This window comes from Tritonibacter scottomollicae, from assembly GCF_032924845.1.
GTDB lineage: Bacteria > Pseudomonadota > Alphaproteobacteria > Rhodobacterales > Rhodobacteraceae > Epibacterium > Epibacterium scottomollicae.
The window spans coordinates 21,473-38,939 of record NZ_CP136705.1 but is presented as its reverse complement, the minus strand read 5'-3'; the positions used below and the strand labels follow the sequence as shown (position 1 = coordinate 38,939).

General features: G+C 53.6%; 12 protein-coding genes and 5 pseudogenes. 10 read left to right on the top strand and 7 right to left on the bottom strand.

Translation table 11 applies throughout. From position 1 onward, the window contains the following. Nucleotides 1-84 precede the first annotated feature (84 nt). The gene (locus R1T40_RS20945; protein WP_317387024.1) at nt 85-1,389 is read left to right on the top strand and encodes a sugar transporter; all 1,305 of its coding nucleotides are present in this window, start codon (nt 85-87) and stop codon (nt 1,387-1,389) included. A 22-nt stretch (nt 1,390-1,411) separates the two neighbouring features. After that, on the top strand, nt 1,412-2,065 hold the full coding sequence (locus R1T40_RS20940) for an ABC transporter ATP-binding protein (protein WP_317387023.1): 654 nt from the start codon (nt 1,412-1,414) through the stop codon (nt 2,063-2,065). A gap of 98 nt (nt 2,066-2,163) precedes the next feature. Here the strand turns inward: R1T40_RS20940 and R1T40_RS20935 are convergent. Beyond that, a pseudogene (locus R1T40_RS20935) lies at nt 2,164-2,406 on the bottom strand (IS256 family transposase); the annotation flags it as partial. A gap of 68 nt (nt 2,407-2,474) precedes the next feature. Here R1T40_RS20935 and R1T40_RS22315 point away from each other — a divergent pair. From R1T40_RS22315 to R1T40_RS20885, 8 genes and pseudogenes are all read left to right on the top strand, one after another. Then, nucleotides 2,475-3,503: pseudogene (locus tag R1T40_RS22315) on the top strand (integrase core domain-containing protein). A gap of 34 nt (nt 3,504-3,537) precedes the next feature. Further along, nucleotides 3,538-4,065 (top strand): annotated as a pseudogene (locus R1T40_RS20915) (transposase); the annotation flags it as partial. 365 nt (nt 4,066-4,430) lie between these two features. Continuing rightward, a pseudogene (locus R1T40_RS20910) lies at nt 4,431-4,671 on the top strand (helix-turn-helix domain-containing protein); the annotation flags it as partial. Then, nucleotides 4,660-4,830: pseudogene (locus R1T40_RS20905) on the top strand (ATP-binding protein); the annotation flags it as partial. The pseudogenes R1T40_RS20910 and R1T40_RS20905, both read left to right, overlap by 12 nt. Nucleotides 4,831-4,939: 109 nt before the next feature. Next, nucleotides 4,940-7,261: a glycosyltransferase family 4 protein gene (locus tag R1T40_RS20900; RefSeq protein ID WP_317387022.1), complete on the top strand. Its 2,322-nt coding sequence runs from the start codon at nt 4,940-4,942 to the stop codon at nt 7,259-7,261. A gap of 5 nt (nt 7,262-7,266) precedes the next feature. Beyond that, entirely contained in the window at nt 7,267-7,950 is a 684-nt protein-coding gene (locus R1T40_RS20895; RefSeq protein ID WP_317387021.1) for a glycosyltransferase family 2 protein, read from the top strand. 41 nt (nt 7,951-7,991) lie between these two features. Continuing rightward, a complete protein-coding gene (locus R1T40_RS20890) occupies nt 7,992-8,645 on the top strand; it encodes a sulfotransferase family 2 domain-containing protein (RefSeq protein ID WP_317387020.1) in 654 nt (217 codons plus the stop codon). A 125-nt stretch (nt 8,646-8,770) separates the two neighbouring features. Further along, on the top strand, nt 8,771-9,733 hold the full coding sequence (locus R1T40_RS20885) for an NAD-dependent epimerase/dehydratase family protein (protein ID WP_317387019.1): 963 nt from the start codon (nt 8,771-8,773) through the stop codon (nt 9,731-9,733). 79 nt (nt 9,734-9,812) lie between these two features. Here R1T40_RS20885 and R1T40_RS20880 read toward each other — a convergent pair. The 6 genes from R1T40_RS20880 to rfbD form a co-directional block, all read right to left on the bottom strand. Beyond that, nucleotides 9,813-10,939 (bottom strand): IS3 family transposase gene (locus tag R1T40_RS20880; RefSeq protein WP_317387018.1). Its coding sequence is split into 2 segments (ribosomal slippage): nt 9,813-10,675 and nt 10,675-10,939, totalling 1,128 coding nucleotides; the frame shifts between segments, so codons are not numbered across the junction. A gap of 208 nt (nt 10,940-11,147) precedes the next feature. Next, nucleotides 11,148-11,939 carry a Stf0 family sulfotransferase gene (locus R1T40_RS20875; RefSeq protein ID WP_317387017.1) on the bottom strand — a complete coding sequence of 264 codons (792 nt, stop codon included), beginning with the start codon at nt 11,937-11,939 and terminating at the stop codon, nt 11,148-11,150. Between the two features lie 124 nt (nt 11,940-12,063). Further along, complete coding sequence (locus R1T40_RS20870; RefSeq protein WP_317387059.1) at nt 12,064-12,783, bottom strand: CatB-related O-acetyltransferase; 720 nt, start codon at nt 12,781-12,783, stop codon at nt 12,064-12,066. Beyond that, entirely contained in the window at nt 12,783-15,257 is a 2,475-nt protein-coding gene (locus R1T40_RS20865; protein WP_317387058.1) for a glycosyltransferase, read from the bottom strand. Before R1T40_RS20865 ends, R1T40_RS20870 begins: the two co-directional genes overlap by 1 nt. A 428-nt stretch (nt 15,258-15,685) precedes the next feature. Continuing rightward, the gene (rfbA, locus tag R1T40_RS20860) at nt 15,686-16,564 is read right to left on the bottom strand and encodes a glucose-1-phosphate thymidylyltransferase RfbA (RefSeq protein WP_317387057.1); all 879 of its coding nucleotides are present in this window, start codon (nt 16,562-16,564) and stop codon (nt 15,686-15,688) included. Further along, entirely contained in the window at nt 16,561-17,406 is an 846-nt protein-coding gene (gene rfbD / locus R1T40_RS20855; protein ID WP_317387056.1) for a dTDP-4-dehydrorhamnose reductase, read from the bottom strand. The genes rfbA and rfbD overlap by 4 nt, the downstream gene beginning before the upstream one ends. Nucleotides 17,407-17,467 lie beyond the last annotated feature (61 nt).

Genomic DNA, 17,467 nt, shown 5'->3' with positions numbered 1-17,467 from the left:
TGCTCCAGCCTTAGAGAGTGGTATTCAAATCGCTTGTCTTGATATAAGACGCACCTCGATAGGGATTCAACAAGGCATATCAGATTGACCCAGAACGCTGTGAAGCCTGAAAGCGACGTATCTAAGGACTCCCAGAAGAACACGGGAGCCAAGAAGCCAGAGCAAAGCAAAGCTGCGGCTCCTCAGTCTGCAAAGGCGAAGGCTCCTCCTGCAGGATCTCAGGCAGGTGCTGCGGCGCCACGGGTTGTTGAAGTGCCCCCGATGGCCAACAAAGCCAAGCCGAGAAAGCGCCACTATGGCATTTTGGCGAGCTTTGCCTTGGTCGTGTTGGTGCCTACGCTTGCAGCATTCATCTATATGTATCAGTTTGCTCTGGATCAGTATGAATCCCGTGTCGGATTTGTGGTGCGTACTGAAGAAAGCCAATCCGCGCTAGACATGTTGAGCGGTATTACGGGCGTGTCCAGCGCGTCTTCTTCAGACACAGATATCCTTTACGAATTCATTCAAAGCCAGGAAATGGTGCAGCGGGTGGATGAGAAAGTTGATCTGCGCCAAATGTTCTCTCGACCGGGGCAGGACCCTGTTTTTACCCTCCATTCTGATGCTAGCCTCGAAGAACTGGTCCAGCATTGGCCTGAAAGAGTTCGTGTCTTCTATGATGGATCTACCGGTCTCATTGAAGTTAGGATTTATGCTTTTACCGCACAAGATGCGCATGAACTGGCGGAGTTAATCTACGGTGAGGCGAGCCGTATGATCAATGCCCTTTCGGATGTCGCACGGGCTGACGCAACGACCTATGCGGCAGAAGAGCGGGACAAAGCGATCAAGCGGCTCGTGGCTGCTCGCCAAACGATGACAGCCTTCCGTATTCGCACGCAGATTGTCGACCCTACTGCCGATATCGCGGGCCAGATGGGGTTGCTCAACACCCTACAGACGCAGCTTGCCGAAGTGCTGATCGATCAGGATCTGATGAAACAAACAGCACGCGAAAGTGATCCGCGTCTTGAACAGCTCCAAAAGCGGATCGATGTGATTGAGGCGCGGATAACAGCAGAGCGGCGCAAGTTGGGCGTCGGCTCACGGGAGAATGTGGCCGGCGATGGCGAGAGTTTTGCGACCCTGATTGGAGAGTATGAAAGACTGAAAGTGGATGTGGAGTTCGCTGAGAGAGCTTATCTCAGCGCGTTGAGTGCGTATGATGCGGCAGTATCCGAGGCGCAGCGCACCAGCCGGTACTTGGCGGCGTATCTGCAGCCAACGTTGGCAGAAACATCAACGGCACCGGGCCGGTCGCTGGTGGTTCTCCTAATTGGCGGGTTTGCGCTGATGCTGTGGTTCATCGGTGTCCTGATCTACTATAGCTTCCGGGATCGACGCTGACCGTGAGAGCAAGGCGCACAAGATGATTCACCTGGAGCATTTGAACAAGTTCTTCATGTTTCGTGGTCAACGCAAGTACGTGGCCCGCGATGTGAACCTTAAATTGCCGTCTGGTGTCTCTATCGGCTTGTTGGGACGCAATGGAGCGGGTAAATCCACCTTGCTGCGGATGATCGCTGGAACCGTGGAGCCTAATAGTGGCCGCGTACGTACAAGCGGGGCGATCTCGTGGCCTGTGGGGCTGGCAAGCGGAACCCATCCTGACCTGACCGGAGCACAAAACACACGCTTTCTTGCCAGGGTCTATGGCGTGGACGGCGATGAGCTTGTGGACTTCGTGATGAGGTTCGCAGAGCTAGGCAACCATTTCCATCAGCCTGTTCGCAACTATTCATCTGGCATGCGTGCTCGTTTGGGGTTCGGCGTCTCGATGGGTATTCGCTTTGATACTTATTTGGTGGACGAAGTGACCTCGGTTGGGGACGAAGTGTTCAAACACAAGAGCCAAGCCGTGTTCCGCGCACGCATGAAAGAAGCAGGCGCTATTGTTGTAACCCACTCCCCTCAAATGATGCGGGGAATGTGTGAAGCGGGTATGGTGCTGAATGAGGGTAGACTGACATATTTTGAGAATATCGACGATGCGATCCGCTATAATAGTTCACTTCTGAAGTAAGGGTCTGACAACATAGGTCCAGTGGATCTGTTCATTGTGGTCCTCCGCTATGTTTAGGAAACGGAGAGCTACTGTCAAATCTGGTGTCCATGCGGTCCTCATGCGGCGGCCTGATCTGTGTTTGATGGTTTGATCCCGTTGACGAACTCGACGCCCTGAATGACGTCGGCGAGATGAGCGAAACCGCGCAATTTGCGCCAGCTTTTTTCTGCGCATTGTGCAAGCTTGAACATCATGTTCAGCATGCCATCGCGGCTGAGGCAACCTTTGGTGCGCTTGGTTCGATGGCGGATCGTTGCGAAGGCACTTTCGATTGGATTTGATGTCCGGATGCTCTGCCATGGAGTGCCCCCACTGAAGTGGTCCACCTTCTGGGATAAGAATATCCCGTTTTCAGGAGGACGACGAGATGGCAGGCAAACGAGAGAAGCCCGAGGACATCGTGCTGAAGCTGCGACAGGTTGAGGTGCTGCAAGGGCAAGGGAGCTCGGTTCAGGAAGCCGTTCGGCAAATCGGTGTGACGGTTCAGACTTACTACCGGTGGCGCAAGCAATATGGCGGGATGAGCCGCGATCAGCTCAAGCGGCTGAAGGAGTTGGAGGCCGAGAATAGCCGGCTCCGTCGCGCCGTGTCTGATCTTACCTTGGACCACGAGGCCGCGTAGCGCCGGACAGCATCGTAGCCGCCGTCATATCCGAGGGCTCTGAGTTCCTCGAAAATCCTGATCCGGGTCAGCCTCTCGCGCTTGGGCTTCCGTGAGTTCACCGTCAGCATCTCGTCGAGCATGTCTTTCCAGGGCCCGATCTTCGGCAACGGTTGAATGGTCCGCTCGTAGGTGAGTTCCGTCGCACCGGAACGGATCACCTTGCGAACCGTGTTCCGCGATACCCGCAGCTCTCGACAGATCTGCTTGATCGACTTCTTGTCTTGAAAATACGCCCGCCTGATCTTCGCAATCGTCTCCACTACCAACATCCTACACTGCGCTCCCCGATGGCCTCGGGGGGCATTATCCACATCAGTGTAAGGGGGTCATTTTTGGATGCCGATCACCCCGCTACGGGGTCAAAATTGCATGCCTGTTCACACCCTGACCGACCTGTTTATCCTGCGCGGCCCGCCGGAATACATCAGATCGGACAATGGAGCCGAGTTCATTGCCAAGAAGGTGCGCGCCTGGATCGGTGCCGTGGGCGCGAAGACCGCATTCATTGCCCCGGGATCACCTTGGGAGAACGGCTACTGCGAGAGCTTCAACGCCCGCTTCCGGGATGAGTTACTAAACGGCGAGGTCTTTACCACGCTGCGTGAAGCACAGATCCTCATCGAACGCTGGCGTCGCCACTACAACACGGTTAGGCCCCACAGCGCCTTAGGATACCGGCCCCCAGCGCCCAAAAGCATCGTCCCGATAGACCAAAGACCGACGATGCATTAACATTCAAATTGGACCACTCGATGGGGGCACATCAGAGGAGACCCACCCATGCACCCGTCAGCAACGCTGCTGGGTTCACAAGTCCGCCAATGTGCTGAACTACCTGCCCAAGCGGACCCAGCCCAAGGCCCGAAAGATGCTACATGACATTTGGCAGGCGGAAACCCGTGAGGATGCGCATGCATCATTCGATTTATTCACTGAAACTTTCGACGCAAAATACCCAAAGGCCACCGAATGCCTGATGCGGGATCGTGACGAGCTGTTGGCCTTTTATGATTTCCCCGCCCAACATTGGCAGAGCATCCGCACATCGAACCCGATCAAAAGCGCCTTCGCCACAATCCGGCACCGAACAAAACGTACCAAGGGCTGCCTCAGCAGAGACGGCATGTTGCATATGATGTTCAAGCTCGGTCAAAGCGCCGAGAAAAGCTGGCGCAAGCTGCGCGGCTTTGCCTATCTCGCCGACGTCATACAAGGCGTCGATTTCGTAAACGGCATCAAGCCATCAAACCAGGATCAGGCCGCCGCATTAAAAATCCGTGGACACCAGATTTGACAATAGCTCCCTGCGCCGAAGACCACCGTCCCGATGGACCAAAGGCCAACCATGCACTAACTTTCAATTCGGACCACTCAAGTGGGGCTGCTCAATCAAGAGATCCTTGAATATGAGAAACCTGATTTCACAATTCTGCAAACTTCAGAGCGATTCCTAACTCGCGCGCCCTTACCGGAAGTCGAAACTCGCAACAGCGTCCGTAAAAAAATCACCGGAAATTTGATCACGCGGCATTCGGGGCGTGTTTCAGCACCGGAGGTCTTCGACGATCCAACCGTCAAGCTATACCGAAGCTTTGGATAGGTTGAACGTAAGCGTTCTCAGCGAAGCACAGTTGGGCTGTGGATCGGTGTTCCCCGACGACCTTTTACCGCTGGTATGATCGCTACGTCGAGCATGGACCGGAGGGTCTGGAAGACCGCGCATCAGGGCCGTCCAGGGTCTGGAACGGCATCCCGTGCGTGACCAGATTGTGGACCTGGAGCCCAACGAGCCGGACTTGTCCCCGCGGGAACTGAACGTCCGCTTATCCGACATGAAAAGTATTTTGTGTCAGAAGCTTACGCGTATCGACTGCTAAAGTCCTATGACCTAATCACCAGCCAGTTCCCTATCAACGCTTGACATGACGTCATCGGCGATCCGACATTCGCCGACGCGATCCTCGATCGTATCGTCCACAATGCCTACCGCCTAGAACTCTGGGGCGCATCCATGCGGAAAAACATCGCCAAAATGGATGACGAAATGCCTCAGGCCTGATACCCAGAGCACGCTGCCTCACGGCAACGCGTCACTGGTGGGCGAATACCCCGGAACAAGTGGGCACATGTTGTTGGAATGAGGGACGGATGTTCAGGAATACGCACAAATGCTCAAACGCTTTAGAAAATTAGGAAACCTGCTTGGGGCCGCCTCCCCACATGAGAACGCTGCGCTGCTGTCGGCTCATGAGAGACCAGAGTTATTGGGCGTAGGTCTTGATGAACTGAGGCAGCACTTTGATGCAGAATTCTACCTCGGAACGAATTCCGATGTCGCCGCGGTCAGTGCTGACCCCTTTGAGCACTACTTAGAGTATGGATGGCGAGAGGGCCGAGAACCGTTCGGGCAGTTTTTTTCAACATTGTATGAGCACAGGGTGCCCATTTCTTCGCCAGAAGTGTGCCCCTTGGCCGGATATGTTGTTTCTATAAAGAAAGATGGTGGCTCTAAAGAGGCCTCATCCACAAGCTCGGCGGCGGACTCTTCTTCTGCTGACCGAGGAAATGGTGTTCTTAGAACGGATGCCAGTGAAGTGTTGTTCGAAGATATTGGTGGCGGCGGTGACCCAGAGTATCAACGCGTCTCACCGTTAAATTGGTATGGAAATCAGGACCCAAGTTGGGCCTCCGGAATTTTTTCCCTTCTCAGATCGCTAGGCCATCGAACGACTGAGCTTGAGGAAATTCCCCTTGCGAACTATGTCCGGAACATTTTTGATCCGGATTTCGTGCGTGATAATATGGGGTTAGGGGATGAAATTGGCGACAGCGAGTGTTTCGTTCGCTATTTGATGTTCGGTCTCTTGAGTGGAATGTCCCCAAGCCCCTTCTTTCATGATGCGACCTATCGGCGCCGCGTGGAAAAGAGAGGATTGCTAGAGATTGGCAAAGAAGCAGCGTTCGTTCACTTTCTGAAACACGGACTTAGGGCTGATATTTCTCCATCCCCACTATTTTCCAATGAAGATTATGTTTCCCTTAACAGGGACCTCGTACATTATCCGGGGCCAAAGCTATTCCACTTTATCAACCATGGGCTCGAAGAGCGTCGCCAATTTAGTTCGTTGGTGACAATTGCCCATGGAGATTCTGGAGTGGCTCTGAACTCCAGCCGCAAGTTCTTTTCCAGGCTGGGGGCTATCGAACGTGCGCACGACGAGCTTGGGGCTGCGGCTGAATTCAAGGAATCACAGCTATTGACCAAAATCCTGGCCGATGCGCATTCGATCGATCCGTATGTAATGACCGATATGAGCATTCCGTCCTTTGTCCCTCCGTGGCATGATCAGGACTATGTGGCTTTCAATCAGGCTCTTGAAGAGATCCCCGAAGGAGAATTCGACGCTGTCGTTTTGATACCCTTCTGTAAAGTTGGTGGGTCCGACTACGTCGCCGGGGTGCTTTCGCGTAGCCTGAGTAGGCTCGGCAAGAACGTGCTCGTCGTTCAGACAGACCAAAGCGACTGGCATAGGTCGGATTGGTTCGGCAATGTGTCACGCCTCGATCTGTCCGAGATTACAAAGGGCCTTTCCAGCGATAAGGCGACCCGCTTGCTTTACGAGGTACTTCGCGCCATTCGACCGAAGAACACTTTCAACGTAAACAGCAGGCTTGCCTTCGAGACCTTCAATCGTTTTGGCCGGCAGTTGAAAACTTTCACAGGATTGCACGCATACTACTTCTGTGCAGATCGCACACCGAGTGGTGATGAGGCAGGGTATCCTGTTTGCTATTTTTCCGCGATTTTCGAACATCTGACCACCGCGATTACAGATAGCAAGGATCTTTCCAACACTCTGACCAAGAGATTCATGCTCATGGGTCGTATGGCAGACAGGGTAACCTGCGTTTACACGCCGTCTAAAATTTGCATTCAGAATGACACCCTTGCCGAACGGCAATTGGCCGGAGCAGCAAAACGCGAACGTCCACGGATTATGTGGGCTGGACGATTTGACCGCCAAAAGCGGTTTGACCTGCTTTTAGACGTCGCACGGGAGATGCCAGACGTAGATTTCTGGGCCTGGGGGAAGGCGGTTCTAAATTCGCCGCCCGATCTAAGTGAATTGCCCAGTAACGTGACACTCCACGAGCCTTTCACAAGCTATGATGAACTTCCGCTCGAAGATGTGGATGGATTCTTCTATACCTCAGACTGGGATGGGGTTCCTACCATTCTCATTGAACTCGGTGGTCTTGGTGTGCCGCTTATCGCAAGCGCTTCCGGCGGTGTGCCAGAACTGATCAACGACAAGACCGGCTGGCCGGTTCCCGTTGGCAGCACCGTCAAAGCCTATGCTGACGCAATCAAGGCGATGATGGCCGACACAGAACAGCGGTCAACCCGTTCAAAGGCCCTTCGAGAGAAGGTTCGGAGACAGCACAGTCAAGCGAGTTTCGACAAGAAGATTGCGGGGCTACTGAAATGAGAACGATGCAGGATATTAGTTTAGTCATCACCGGCCACCGAGAAGGGATTGTCGCAGGCGCAACGATTCGCAGTGCAACGAATGCAATTTCGTTTGCAGAGGCGGCTGGTGCCAAGGTGGAAATCATTGTTGTCCTTGATCGCACGAATGATAGCACGCGGGAGATCTTTCAAAACGCACTTGGAACCAAGGCGACCATTGTTGAAACTGACCACGGGGATCCCGGTTTGGCACGGAACAGTGGAATCGAGATAGCCAAGGGCAAGTTCTCTACATTTCTGGATGCAGACGATCTATGGTCAGAAAACTGGCTGAAATCCGCATGGGAAGCGGCTCAGAAGAGGCCAGATGCTGTCTGGCATTCTCATTGCAACATTGTCTTCGGCAATGAGCGTAACATCTGGTGGCACATAGATTCCGAGGGCGCGCTTTTTGATCCTGACTATCTGAGCTGGGCAAACTATTGGGATGCAATGTCCTTTGCCAGCACGAGCATCTACCGAGAAGTGCCTTTCAAAGCGAACAATCTCAGTGCAGGTTTTGGTCATGAAGACTGGCATTGGAATGTTCAGACGATTGGAAAGGGAATTGCCCACAAACCGGTTCTTGAGACCGTACATTTCAAGCGGCGCCGAATGAATTCTCAGATGGCGGCAGTTCACAAGAGTGACGCAACAATCTGGCCTTAGCGTATGAAGCCAAATAGAACCTGAACAAGATGGACGAATAGATGACTGTAATGATCAGCAAGCATAAGTTTTTCTTCGCCTCAGCGCCAAAGGTTGCCTGCACTTCAATTAAAACAGAAATGTTTAGGGTTGAGAACGGCTTCGACTTCAGACCGTTTCATGCCAACGGTCACTACCGGCATATCCATGATAATGCCATCTATCCTGCGGCGCCGTTCGAACGCTTCTCTCACTTGGACTTTTCAGGCTACCTAAAGCTGACCATGGTTAGAGATCCCGTTCGGCGGTTCTTGTCAGCTTATTCCAACCGCGTCGGTTATTATCGTGAGCTCTCGGCGGAAGCGCTCGGTGATGATCATCTGGGGAACGGTATCATCCCAAACCCCAGTATTCATGAGTTCATAGATGGCTTATCGAAGTACAGAAATGCGTCGGGTTCTATAAGATTGCATACAGAGCCACTAAAGGTCTTTCTTGGTAGCGATCCTAGTTTTTACGATCAAATCTTCAACATCAGGAAAATTGATCAATTCGATAAAGTCGTCTCGGATTGGATTGGCGATAGCTTCTCTACTCCCCATCTTCAAACGGGTGGGGAGAAGATTGGTGTTTCAGAGTTGTCGGTCAGCGAGCTCAAAAAGATCCGTAAGTTCTATGAAGACGATTATGAACTTTTTGGAGAATACTTTGAGTGACCAGATCATCTGAATTGTGTAGTCCGCGTGAATGTGATGACACACGATGTGATGTTCTTGAGTGATACTCTGTGACTGAACCTATTTATAAGATGCCTTGAGTACTGACTTAGTTAGAGTTGAATATGAAGAAGACAAATTTGGGACCATCGAGTCGGGCTTTGCCAATGAATAAACAGAAGGTTCTGGTTGTCGGAGGGGGGGGATTCATCGGAAGGCACGTAATTGCCCGGCTTCTGGCAGCCGACGCCGAAGTCAGCATACTCGACAAGAGTGTCCCCGATGAGATGTTGTCCCGGCTCAATTGTAGCATTGGATCCGTCTCCGACAGCACCTTAGTTGCGGCCAGCGTTGCAGGACATGACAGCGTCATCTATCTCGCCGCGAACTCTTTACCTGGGTCAGGCTTCGCGGGTTTGAGCTCGGAGATCCATGACCACGTCGAAGTCGCTGTTCGGGCGGCTGAGATCTCGGCAGCGGCTGGTGTGAAGCGGTTTGTTTTTGCGGGTTCAGGGGGCACCGCGTACGGATATGGCGGCGAGATCGCCTTACGTGAGGACATGCCCCCTGCACCGATCAATGCCTACGGCGTTTCAAAACTGGCGATAGAACACTACCTTCGCCTGATTTCGCGATCCAGGGGAATGGCAACCACCACCCTCAGAATCTCCAATCCGTATGGTGAGGGCCAAAACGCCCGGCGTGGGCAAGGTGTGATTGCGGCGGCAATGGAGCACGCGTTGAAGGGAACGACGATGCAGATCTGGGGGGATGGATCTGTAGCTCGTGATTTCATTCACGTGGCGGATGTGGCCGAGGCCTTTGCTGCAGCTTGTTCAGTGCCGAACCCACCCGATTTGGTGAATATTGGGTCTGGTGAGGCAACTTCCCTGCTGACGATCATCAGGAAAGTTGAAAAGGCTACCCAAAGCACAATCTCTGTTGAGTTTGAACCAAGTCGAAGCGTAGATGTCCAGGTCAACAAACTCGATATAAGTCAGGCCAATGAAACGCTTGGATGGTCACCCAATGTATCGTTGCCGGAAGGTCTCGCGAGAACTGCTAGATGGTGGCAGGACAACATGTAGTGAACTGATGCGGTGGATGCCTCCCCCTGCTTGATGATGAACGCCTGGTCTGCCCCCACCGAGTGGTCCGGTGTTAATGTTAGTGCATGGTCGGCCTCTGGTCTATCGGGACGATGCTTTTGGGCGCTGGCGGACGGTATCCCAGAGCGCTGTGGGGTCGTTTGGTGTTGTAGTGTTTCCTCCAGCTTTCGATGATGATCTGGGCCTCCCGGAGCGAGTAGAAGATTTCTCCGTTCAACAGCTCGTCCCGCATTCGTCCGTTAAAGCTCTCGCAGTCTCCGTTCTCCCAAGGGGGGCCTGATTCAATGTAGGCTGTCTTGGCGCCAACGGCTTTGATCCAATCCCTGACGGCCTCCGCTATGAACTCCGGGCCATTGTCTGACCGAATGTACGCAGGCACGCCACGCAGGATAAACAGGTCCGTCAGTGCCTCGATGACCTCGTTCGAGTTCAGCTTCCTTTTCACTCGGATCGCCAGACATTCCCGGCTGTGTTCGTCCATAATATTCAACGTTCTGAAAGCCCTGCCATCATCCGTTCGGTGATGAACGAAGTCGTACGACCAGACGTGATTGCGATATTCGGGACGCAGCCGAACGCATGACCCGTCGTTGAGCCAGAGCCGTCCCTTCTTGGGCTGCTTCATTGGAACCTTCAGCCCCTCGCGCCGCCATAGGCGTTCGACACGCTTGTCATTCACCTGCCAACCAGCGTCCCGCAGCAGGGCCGCAACCCGGCGGTAGCCATAGCGGCCGTATTGACGTGTCAGCTCGATCATGTCGGCGACCAGGCGTTCCTCGTCAGCACGCCCTTGAGGCAATCGCCGCTGCGTGGACCGGTGTTGGCCCAGAACGCGGCAAACGCGACGCTCCGAAACCTTCACCTTGCTGCGAACGAGGTCGATGCAGGCGCGACGACGCGAGTGGCTCAGAAGTTTCCCCGTGCGGCCTCGGACAGGATCAGCTTGTCCAAAGTCAGATCAGACACGGCCCGGCGAAGACGCTCGTTCTTTTTCTGGAGCCGTTTCAGTTCCTTGAGTTGTTCTGTGCCCATTCCGCCGTACTTCTTCTTCCAGCGGTAATAGGTTTGCTCCGTCACGCCTATCTGACGGATTGCGTCAATCCGGGGCATGCCTTGCCCCATCAGAACTTTAACCTGTCTCAATTTCACGACAATCTCTTCGGGTTTCGGTCTCTTAATGGCCATCTATGGTCCTCCGATTTCCTAAACATAGGGGTGGACCACTTCTTTGGGGGAGGCTCACTCCCCCATTCTTGAGGCTCGGCACCGGACCATCCGGCGCAACCCTCGGACGAAGAATGCCGCGGGAGAGGCCGCCGGGCCAGTCAGCTCACACCGCGATCATGGGGTCTAAAGCTTAACAACTCGTCCGAATTCTCGCGACCTCCTCTCTTCAGTGGGGGCACTCCAACATCTCGCGCAAGCGATCTATGTACATTTCTCGAAAATGAGTGTTCAGTTCTGATGATTGTCGTGAAATTTTGGGATCCCCAATGGGCCACTCAGCAGCTTCTTGACCTGCAAAGCGAGCGACGCGTGCTAAGGTTTGGCTGGGGGATTGCACCAATTCTTCATAGGAAACATGTAACCGAGGGCAACCGAAAACTTCAGAAAACATAGAAATACCATTTGCGGATTTTTGCGCCGCATCAATTACGTTTGTGATTTTACTTTCATCGAATGCCACTTTGACATCGTCTCCGAGACCTACCTGTTGACTCGTCCATCTTTGAGTTTGACTTGCAATCTGAAAAGATATGGCCTGCCCTACGAGATCTCTTCTGGTAATATGAATAATACGCATTCCACCTTTAAACATTTTTGGTATGTTGAAGCGTTGCAGCATCATCAATTGATCTACAGACGCTTTGAAACCGTGAACGAACTGTCCCCCGCCGAACCGGATCGTCGCTTCGCGGATAAAATCTGGAAAATTTTTCACTCCCCATTCACTCGACTGATTTTCCACCGTATTAAAGTTCAACTGCTCGTGAAAACCTGAGAAATACGGCGTATTTCTCAAGTAATCAGCCAATAGATTAGACCCACTACGGTTATGAAATCCGATGCAGTAAAGAGGGTGATCAAAAATCTTGGAGCCGTTGTGAAAAACGTCTCCCTTGAAAAATCTACGCAACGCTTTTTCGTGAACTCCAGTGGCCGAAAGAAGAGAGATTACAGTCATTTATTTTTCCAGGCGTTGGTTTATTTTATTTTTAGGTGCAGGGGTGAAGTGCAGTGATTGCACCTAGTGTGCTAAGTTACTTCCGGTTTTCGAAAGTAGCGTGCGAAGTGCCTTGAACAAATTTCTATTTTCTCCGCAAATCTATTATATCTGGCGTGAAAGGTTCTACATCCTTCATATGGTGCAGCCCAGAGAGGAAACTTTGTATATTTGATGGGTCCAAATGTGCCAACTGCCAAGGCGCATATCTCCACCACTTCAGTCTAAGAAGGGGCGTAACGTATTGTGGAGAAACACGCCATTTTTTAATCTGAGCAGGATTTCCCGCGACGACAGCATAGGGGGGGACATCTTTGGTGACGACAGCGTTTGCTGCTACAATTGCACCGTCACCAACAGTGACACCCGCGCTAATGTAAGCTCCGTGCCCGATCCAGACATCATTTCCAATTGTGGTCATACGCGCTTTGGTAGCTGGCCCCTGAAACTCGAACTTATAGTTGTGGTAACGTTCTGCTCCAGTGAACCCACCATCTAAATCGAAGATTTGATCCCCCAAGTAAAATGCTGGGCTCGTCGACACCCAAGTAGTTGGATGGTTCTGGCGTCCAATTTCTACATCTTCACCGAATGAACAATAACGACCGATCTTCGCACCGAAGCAATACCCCGATACCTGATAGGAAAATGCCCCAAGCTCGATTTGATACTCGTATTGCGTCCATTTCAAGCTAGCAGGAGCTTCGATCACGGTGTGTGCTGGAAGCGTCACCTTCCCGCCAGCGCGGTTCAGAACCTCAATGCCTTGGGACTTCAACCAAGATATAGATATACGTTCGCTCATTATTTTTCTTCCTGTATAACTGGAGCGCAATCCAACGCTATACTATCTCGTATAGATTGAGCCATATCGTCCTGCGTATCAAAAGGAATCTCGATGCCGTTTTTGGCGGCACGTACAGCCGCGCCTTGAGCACCTAGGCCAAACGCTAGCACAGGCAGACCTGTGTCTAGCGCTTCGTGCGCAGTATAACAAAAAGTTTCAGGCCATACGGAAGGAATCAGCCAATGGGTGATCCCATACCGGCTCGCTAGCGTGGGTAAATCATCCACTTTATAGCTGCCATGTACTTTGATCGTGTCGGGCAAGGAAAACGCTGGATCTATATTACCGATCAGTACAAGTTGGGGGCCTTTTCCGTCACGAGCACGCATCCGCGCCAAAGCCTGTACGATCTTAGCTCCCTTCTGCTGACCAATATTACCAAGAACTGCCAGTACTACGGGCGCATCCTTGGCTGGCGTAGGAATTGGTGGCACCACGTGGCGTAAAGTATGCGGGCGCAGCACTATATGCTCTTTCAGAGAAGGCCAGACGGCGGCCACCTGTCGGGCACTATCTTCCGAAAATACGACAAGGTCAGCCCGCGCGCCGAATTTACCCCACGCGGCTTGCCAATCTTTGATAGATACAGCTGTGCCATCCAAGCGGCGGGCCATGTGGGCATGATCAGTACGGGGCGCCATGACGTGGCCGCGATAGACTCCATCACTGTCCAGTAGATTATAGGAAGGTGAAAGGGGGAAGAAGTCATGAAACAGCATTTCAGCGCCGTCTTCGGGGGAGGTAATCTCGGTTAAAAGCTCAGGGAGCTCAATTGGATCGATATCCCCTACGCCGCAGGAGTAAATAATATTCCGGTGCGGTAAAATACGCAGGAGCCGGACGACATCCTCCCGAACATCGCTGTAACCACTGGTGCGGCCCTTTGGGGTCACTAGTTCCACCTGCCACCGATGAGGTGTCCCGACACGGAGGACAACGGAAGGACGCCCTCTAGCCAAATCCGCGTTTATTTGATGTTCTAGCCAGTGCTCGGCGCCACCGCCCATGGCATGCGCTAGATAAACAGGAACTTTGCGCGCAGGGTCAAGGCTGCCTGCCCACGCGAGACCCAAGGCTAGCCGCGCCCCTAGCAATGGATCGGCGGCAATGAAGTCCTGTACGTTCTGGTCATAATTTGGATAGCGGCGCGCAACGAGGGTATTATTTTTTGCCACCAATGCGGCTTTTTTTGCCGAGCCAAAGCTTTCGCCGCCGCGGTGCTCTACGAATAGCCCAGGCAGGGCCAAATGCCGTCCGCCGAGCTTGGCTGCCTTCTGGCACCAATCAACCTCCTCGCCATAACCTGGTCCGAAAATTGGATCGAGATTAGGGAATCGTTTCAGCCAAGACCGTCCCATTGCCATGCAAAAGCCAACCCCGGTGGGAGTATAGATATCCGCACTGCCCAACGGGATGCGTGCTGCCACGGCATCAATAGCTTCGCCCTGTCCTGGCTTCAATACCGTACGCACACATATGTTGGGTACGGAAAAAATCTCCGCATCGTTCGACATCGGTGTTACGCTCGCCACGGCGGGATCAACTAGCGGTGCGACCAAACGGCTAGCCCAGCCTTCGGGAACAAGCGCATCGGAGTTAAGCAACACGACAGATCCAGTTGTTTTTTGATCTTGCAGTGCATGGGATAAACCGCGATTGACCGCACCGATAAATCCCAAATTTCGCGGGTTTTCAAAAAGCTCAACCTGCGAATGCATTGCTGCCCATTCGCGAAGAAACGGACGTACACGGGTGTCGGTCGAGCAGTCTTCAACCACAATCAATCGCCAAGGCAAGTCGGTATGACGAGCGACCCGCGACACGCAGTCTTGCAATAGTTCGAAAGCGTTATAGACGGGCAAGACGATATCTATACGTTCTTTTTCATAGGGTGTTGAGGTGATTTTAGTATCACTTGGTAGTAGATTAGGGTCGATTTTAGTCCCCATCTGAACGGTTCCAAAGCCCATAAACCCCTTGATACGAGCTCTGTGGCAAGGGTTTTTCGTGAGCACCCAGCCAAGTATATCAGGAACGGACGCTGCAAGCGCACGAGAGAACTTCAATAGTATTAGCGTGCGGTGCTTTACTAGGATTTTTGTAGGTAACCTGATTGGACTAATCGGAGCGCTACCAGGTAGAGGGGTGATGATTAAGCCAGGTGCATCACTGTTAGCCAAAATCTCGGGCGTAGCGGGGAGTGACAGATCAAACCCCAACGTAGCTGGAAGGCCAAGGTGAGTTGCTACATCTTCACGCCGCAAACTCGGTGTGACTGCGTCTTCATTTGATGCTAGCACCAAACGAAGACGAGCGGCTTGAGCCCATCCTTGTACTTGAAACCTGCCAGCACGTAAGCGCACTGCATCGATGAAGCCCACTGTGTCACCAGCTTGATCGATTATCTGTCGCCCTGGCAGGGAGACATCCATATGTACAGCGGAGTAACGAGAGAAAAGACTAATTAGACGCCGCAGCATAAGCATGCCTCCAGAAATAAGTGTCATAGCAAGAAGATTGACCCTATTGATGTGGGCTTACCAACATGCGCCTACATTCGTTGCAAGGGCGAAAATGCATCATTGGCGCAGCTAGGTGTTTGACTGCCGATGGTGCCACAGCGTGATCCTCGCGCGCCACCCGACACTGTGGCCGGGCCTTCTGGAAGCGCTGGACAGTCTATCACGCCCGAAGTCACTTCTCACGCGTGGGGAATGCAACAACACCGCTGCGGCATCCCCTTTGCCGCAGCGCATTCAATGTGAATACGAGACGGTCTGCTCATGGTATCATGGGCGATGGACCACAGCACTCACATTGGCAGCTGAACTTGAACAGGACTTGCCAAGTTAATGCACATTCACTGAACTAGCTTCAGTCTTTTCAAATACTGTCCATAGTTGTTCTTTTTGAACAGTTCCGCCCGCTCGGCCAATGCTTCACGACTGATCCAGCCCGCGTGATAGGCGATCTCTTCCAAACAGCCGGTCTGCAGGCCCTGACGCGTCTCCAGGGTCCGCACGAAATTGCTCGCATCCAAGAGGCTGCCGTGGGTGCCAGTGTCAAGCCAGGCATAGCCGCGGCCCATGGTCTCCACCGACAGCTGACCCTCATCGAGATACATCTGTAACAGGTCGGTGATCTCCAGCTCGCCCCGTGCGGAGGGCTGAACCTCCTTGGCGCGTGCAGGCGCGGTTCCATCCAGGAAATACAGCCCTGTCACCGCGTAATTCGACGGCGGTACATCGGGCTTTTCGATAATCTGTTGCGCGCGGCCTTCGCCATCAAAAGAGACCACACCGTACCGCTCGGGGTCGGAGACGTGATAGCCAAAGACGGTCCCGCCCACCGGTTTGGAATCCGCCGCCGCCAAGAGCTCCGGCAGCCCGTGCCCAAAGAAGACATTGTCGCCCAACACCAGCGCCGAGGGGGCGCCATTCAGGAACTCTTCCGCCAGGATGAATGCCTGCGCCAGACCATCTGGGCTGGGCTGTTCCACATAGGTCAACGACACTCCCCATTGGCTGCCATCGCCGAGCAAGCGTTTGAACTGATCGGCATCCTGCGGCGTGGTGATAACGCAAATCTCGCGAATGCCCGCCAGCATCAGAACCGAGATCGGGTAGTAGATCATCGGCTTGTCATACAGCGGCAGCAGCTGCTTCGACACAGCCATGGTGATCGGATAGAGCCGGGTGCCGGAGCCTCCGGCGAGAATGATGCCCTTGCGCTCGGTCATTCTTTGAGCTCCTTTAAAATATCGCGCAAACCGCTGTGCCAATCAGGCTGCGGAATGCCAAAAACAGTCTCTAACGTGGTGCAATCGAGCCGGGAATTCAGCGGACGCACCGCCGGTGTCGGGTACTCGGAGGTGGGAATATCGGTCACGTCACAGGCCAGCCCGGCCTGGTTGAAAATCTCGCGCGCAACGCCGGCCCAGCTGACATGGGGAGCGCCCTGAATATGGTAGACACCGGATTTTGCCGGATCAGCGATCAACTGACGCGCCATTTTCAGGCAGGCCGCTGCAATGTCGCGGGCCGGTGTCGGGGCGCCGATCTGGTCGCCCACAATGGTCAGCCGGTCGCGCTCTGCTCCCAGCCGCAGCATGGTCTTTACAAAATTATGCCCATGCGCCGAAACCACCCAGGAGGTGCGCAGGATCGCATAGGTTCCGCCCGCTGCGATCACCGCCTCTTCACCTGCGCGCTTGCTGCGGCCATAGGCATTGGGGGGGGATACCGGATCACCAGTCTGCCACGGCGCCTCGCCGGTGCCGGCAAAGACATAATCGGTGGAGATCTGAACAAACGGAATCCCCGCCTGCACGCAGGCCGCCGCCATCGCGCCGGGGGCGGCGCCATTGATGATCGTGGCGAGGTCTTCTTCCTCTTCCGCCTTGTCGACGGCCGTATAGGCGGCGGCATTGATCACCGCTTGTGGCGCGTGATCTCGGATCGCGGCGGCACAGGCCCCGGGGTCGGACAGATCCGCACGCGCGCGATCCACACAGGTCACGCCCTCATAAGTCGCCAACTCGCGGGCCACCTGACCGGTGGCTCCGAACACAAGGATCGTCATATGTGCCTCTCCTTCATCTTCTTTCAAATATCCCCGCCGGAGGCCCCTGCCCGCAAGGGCA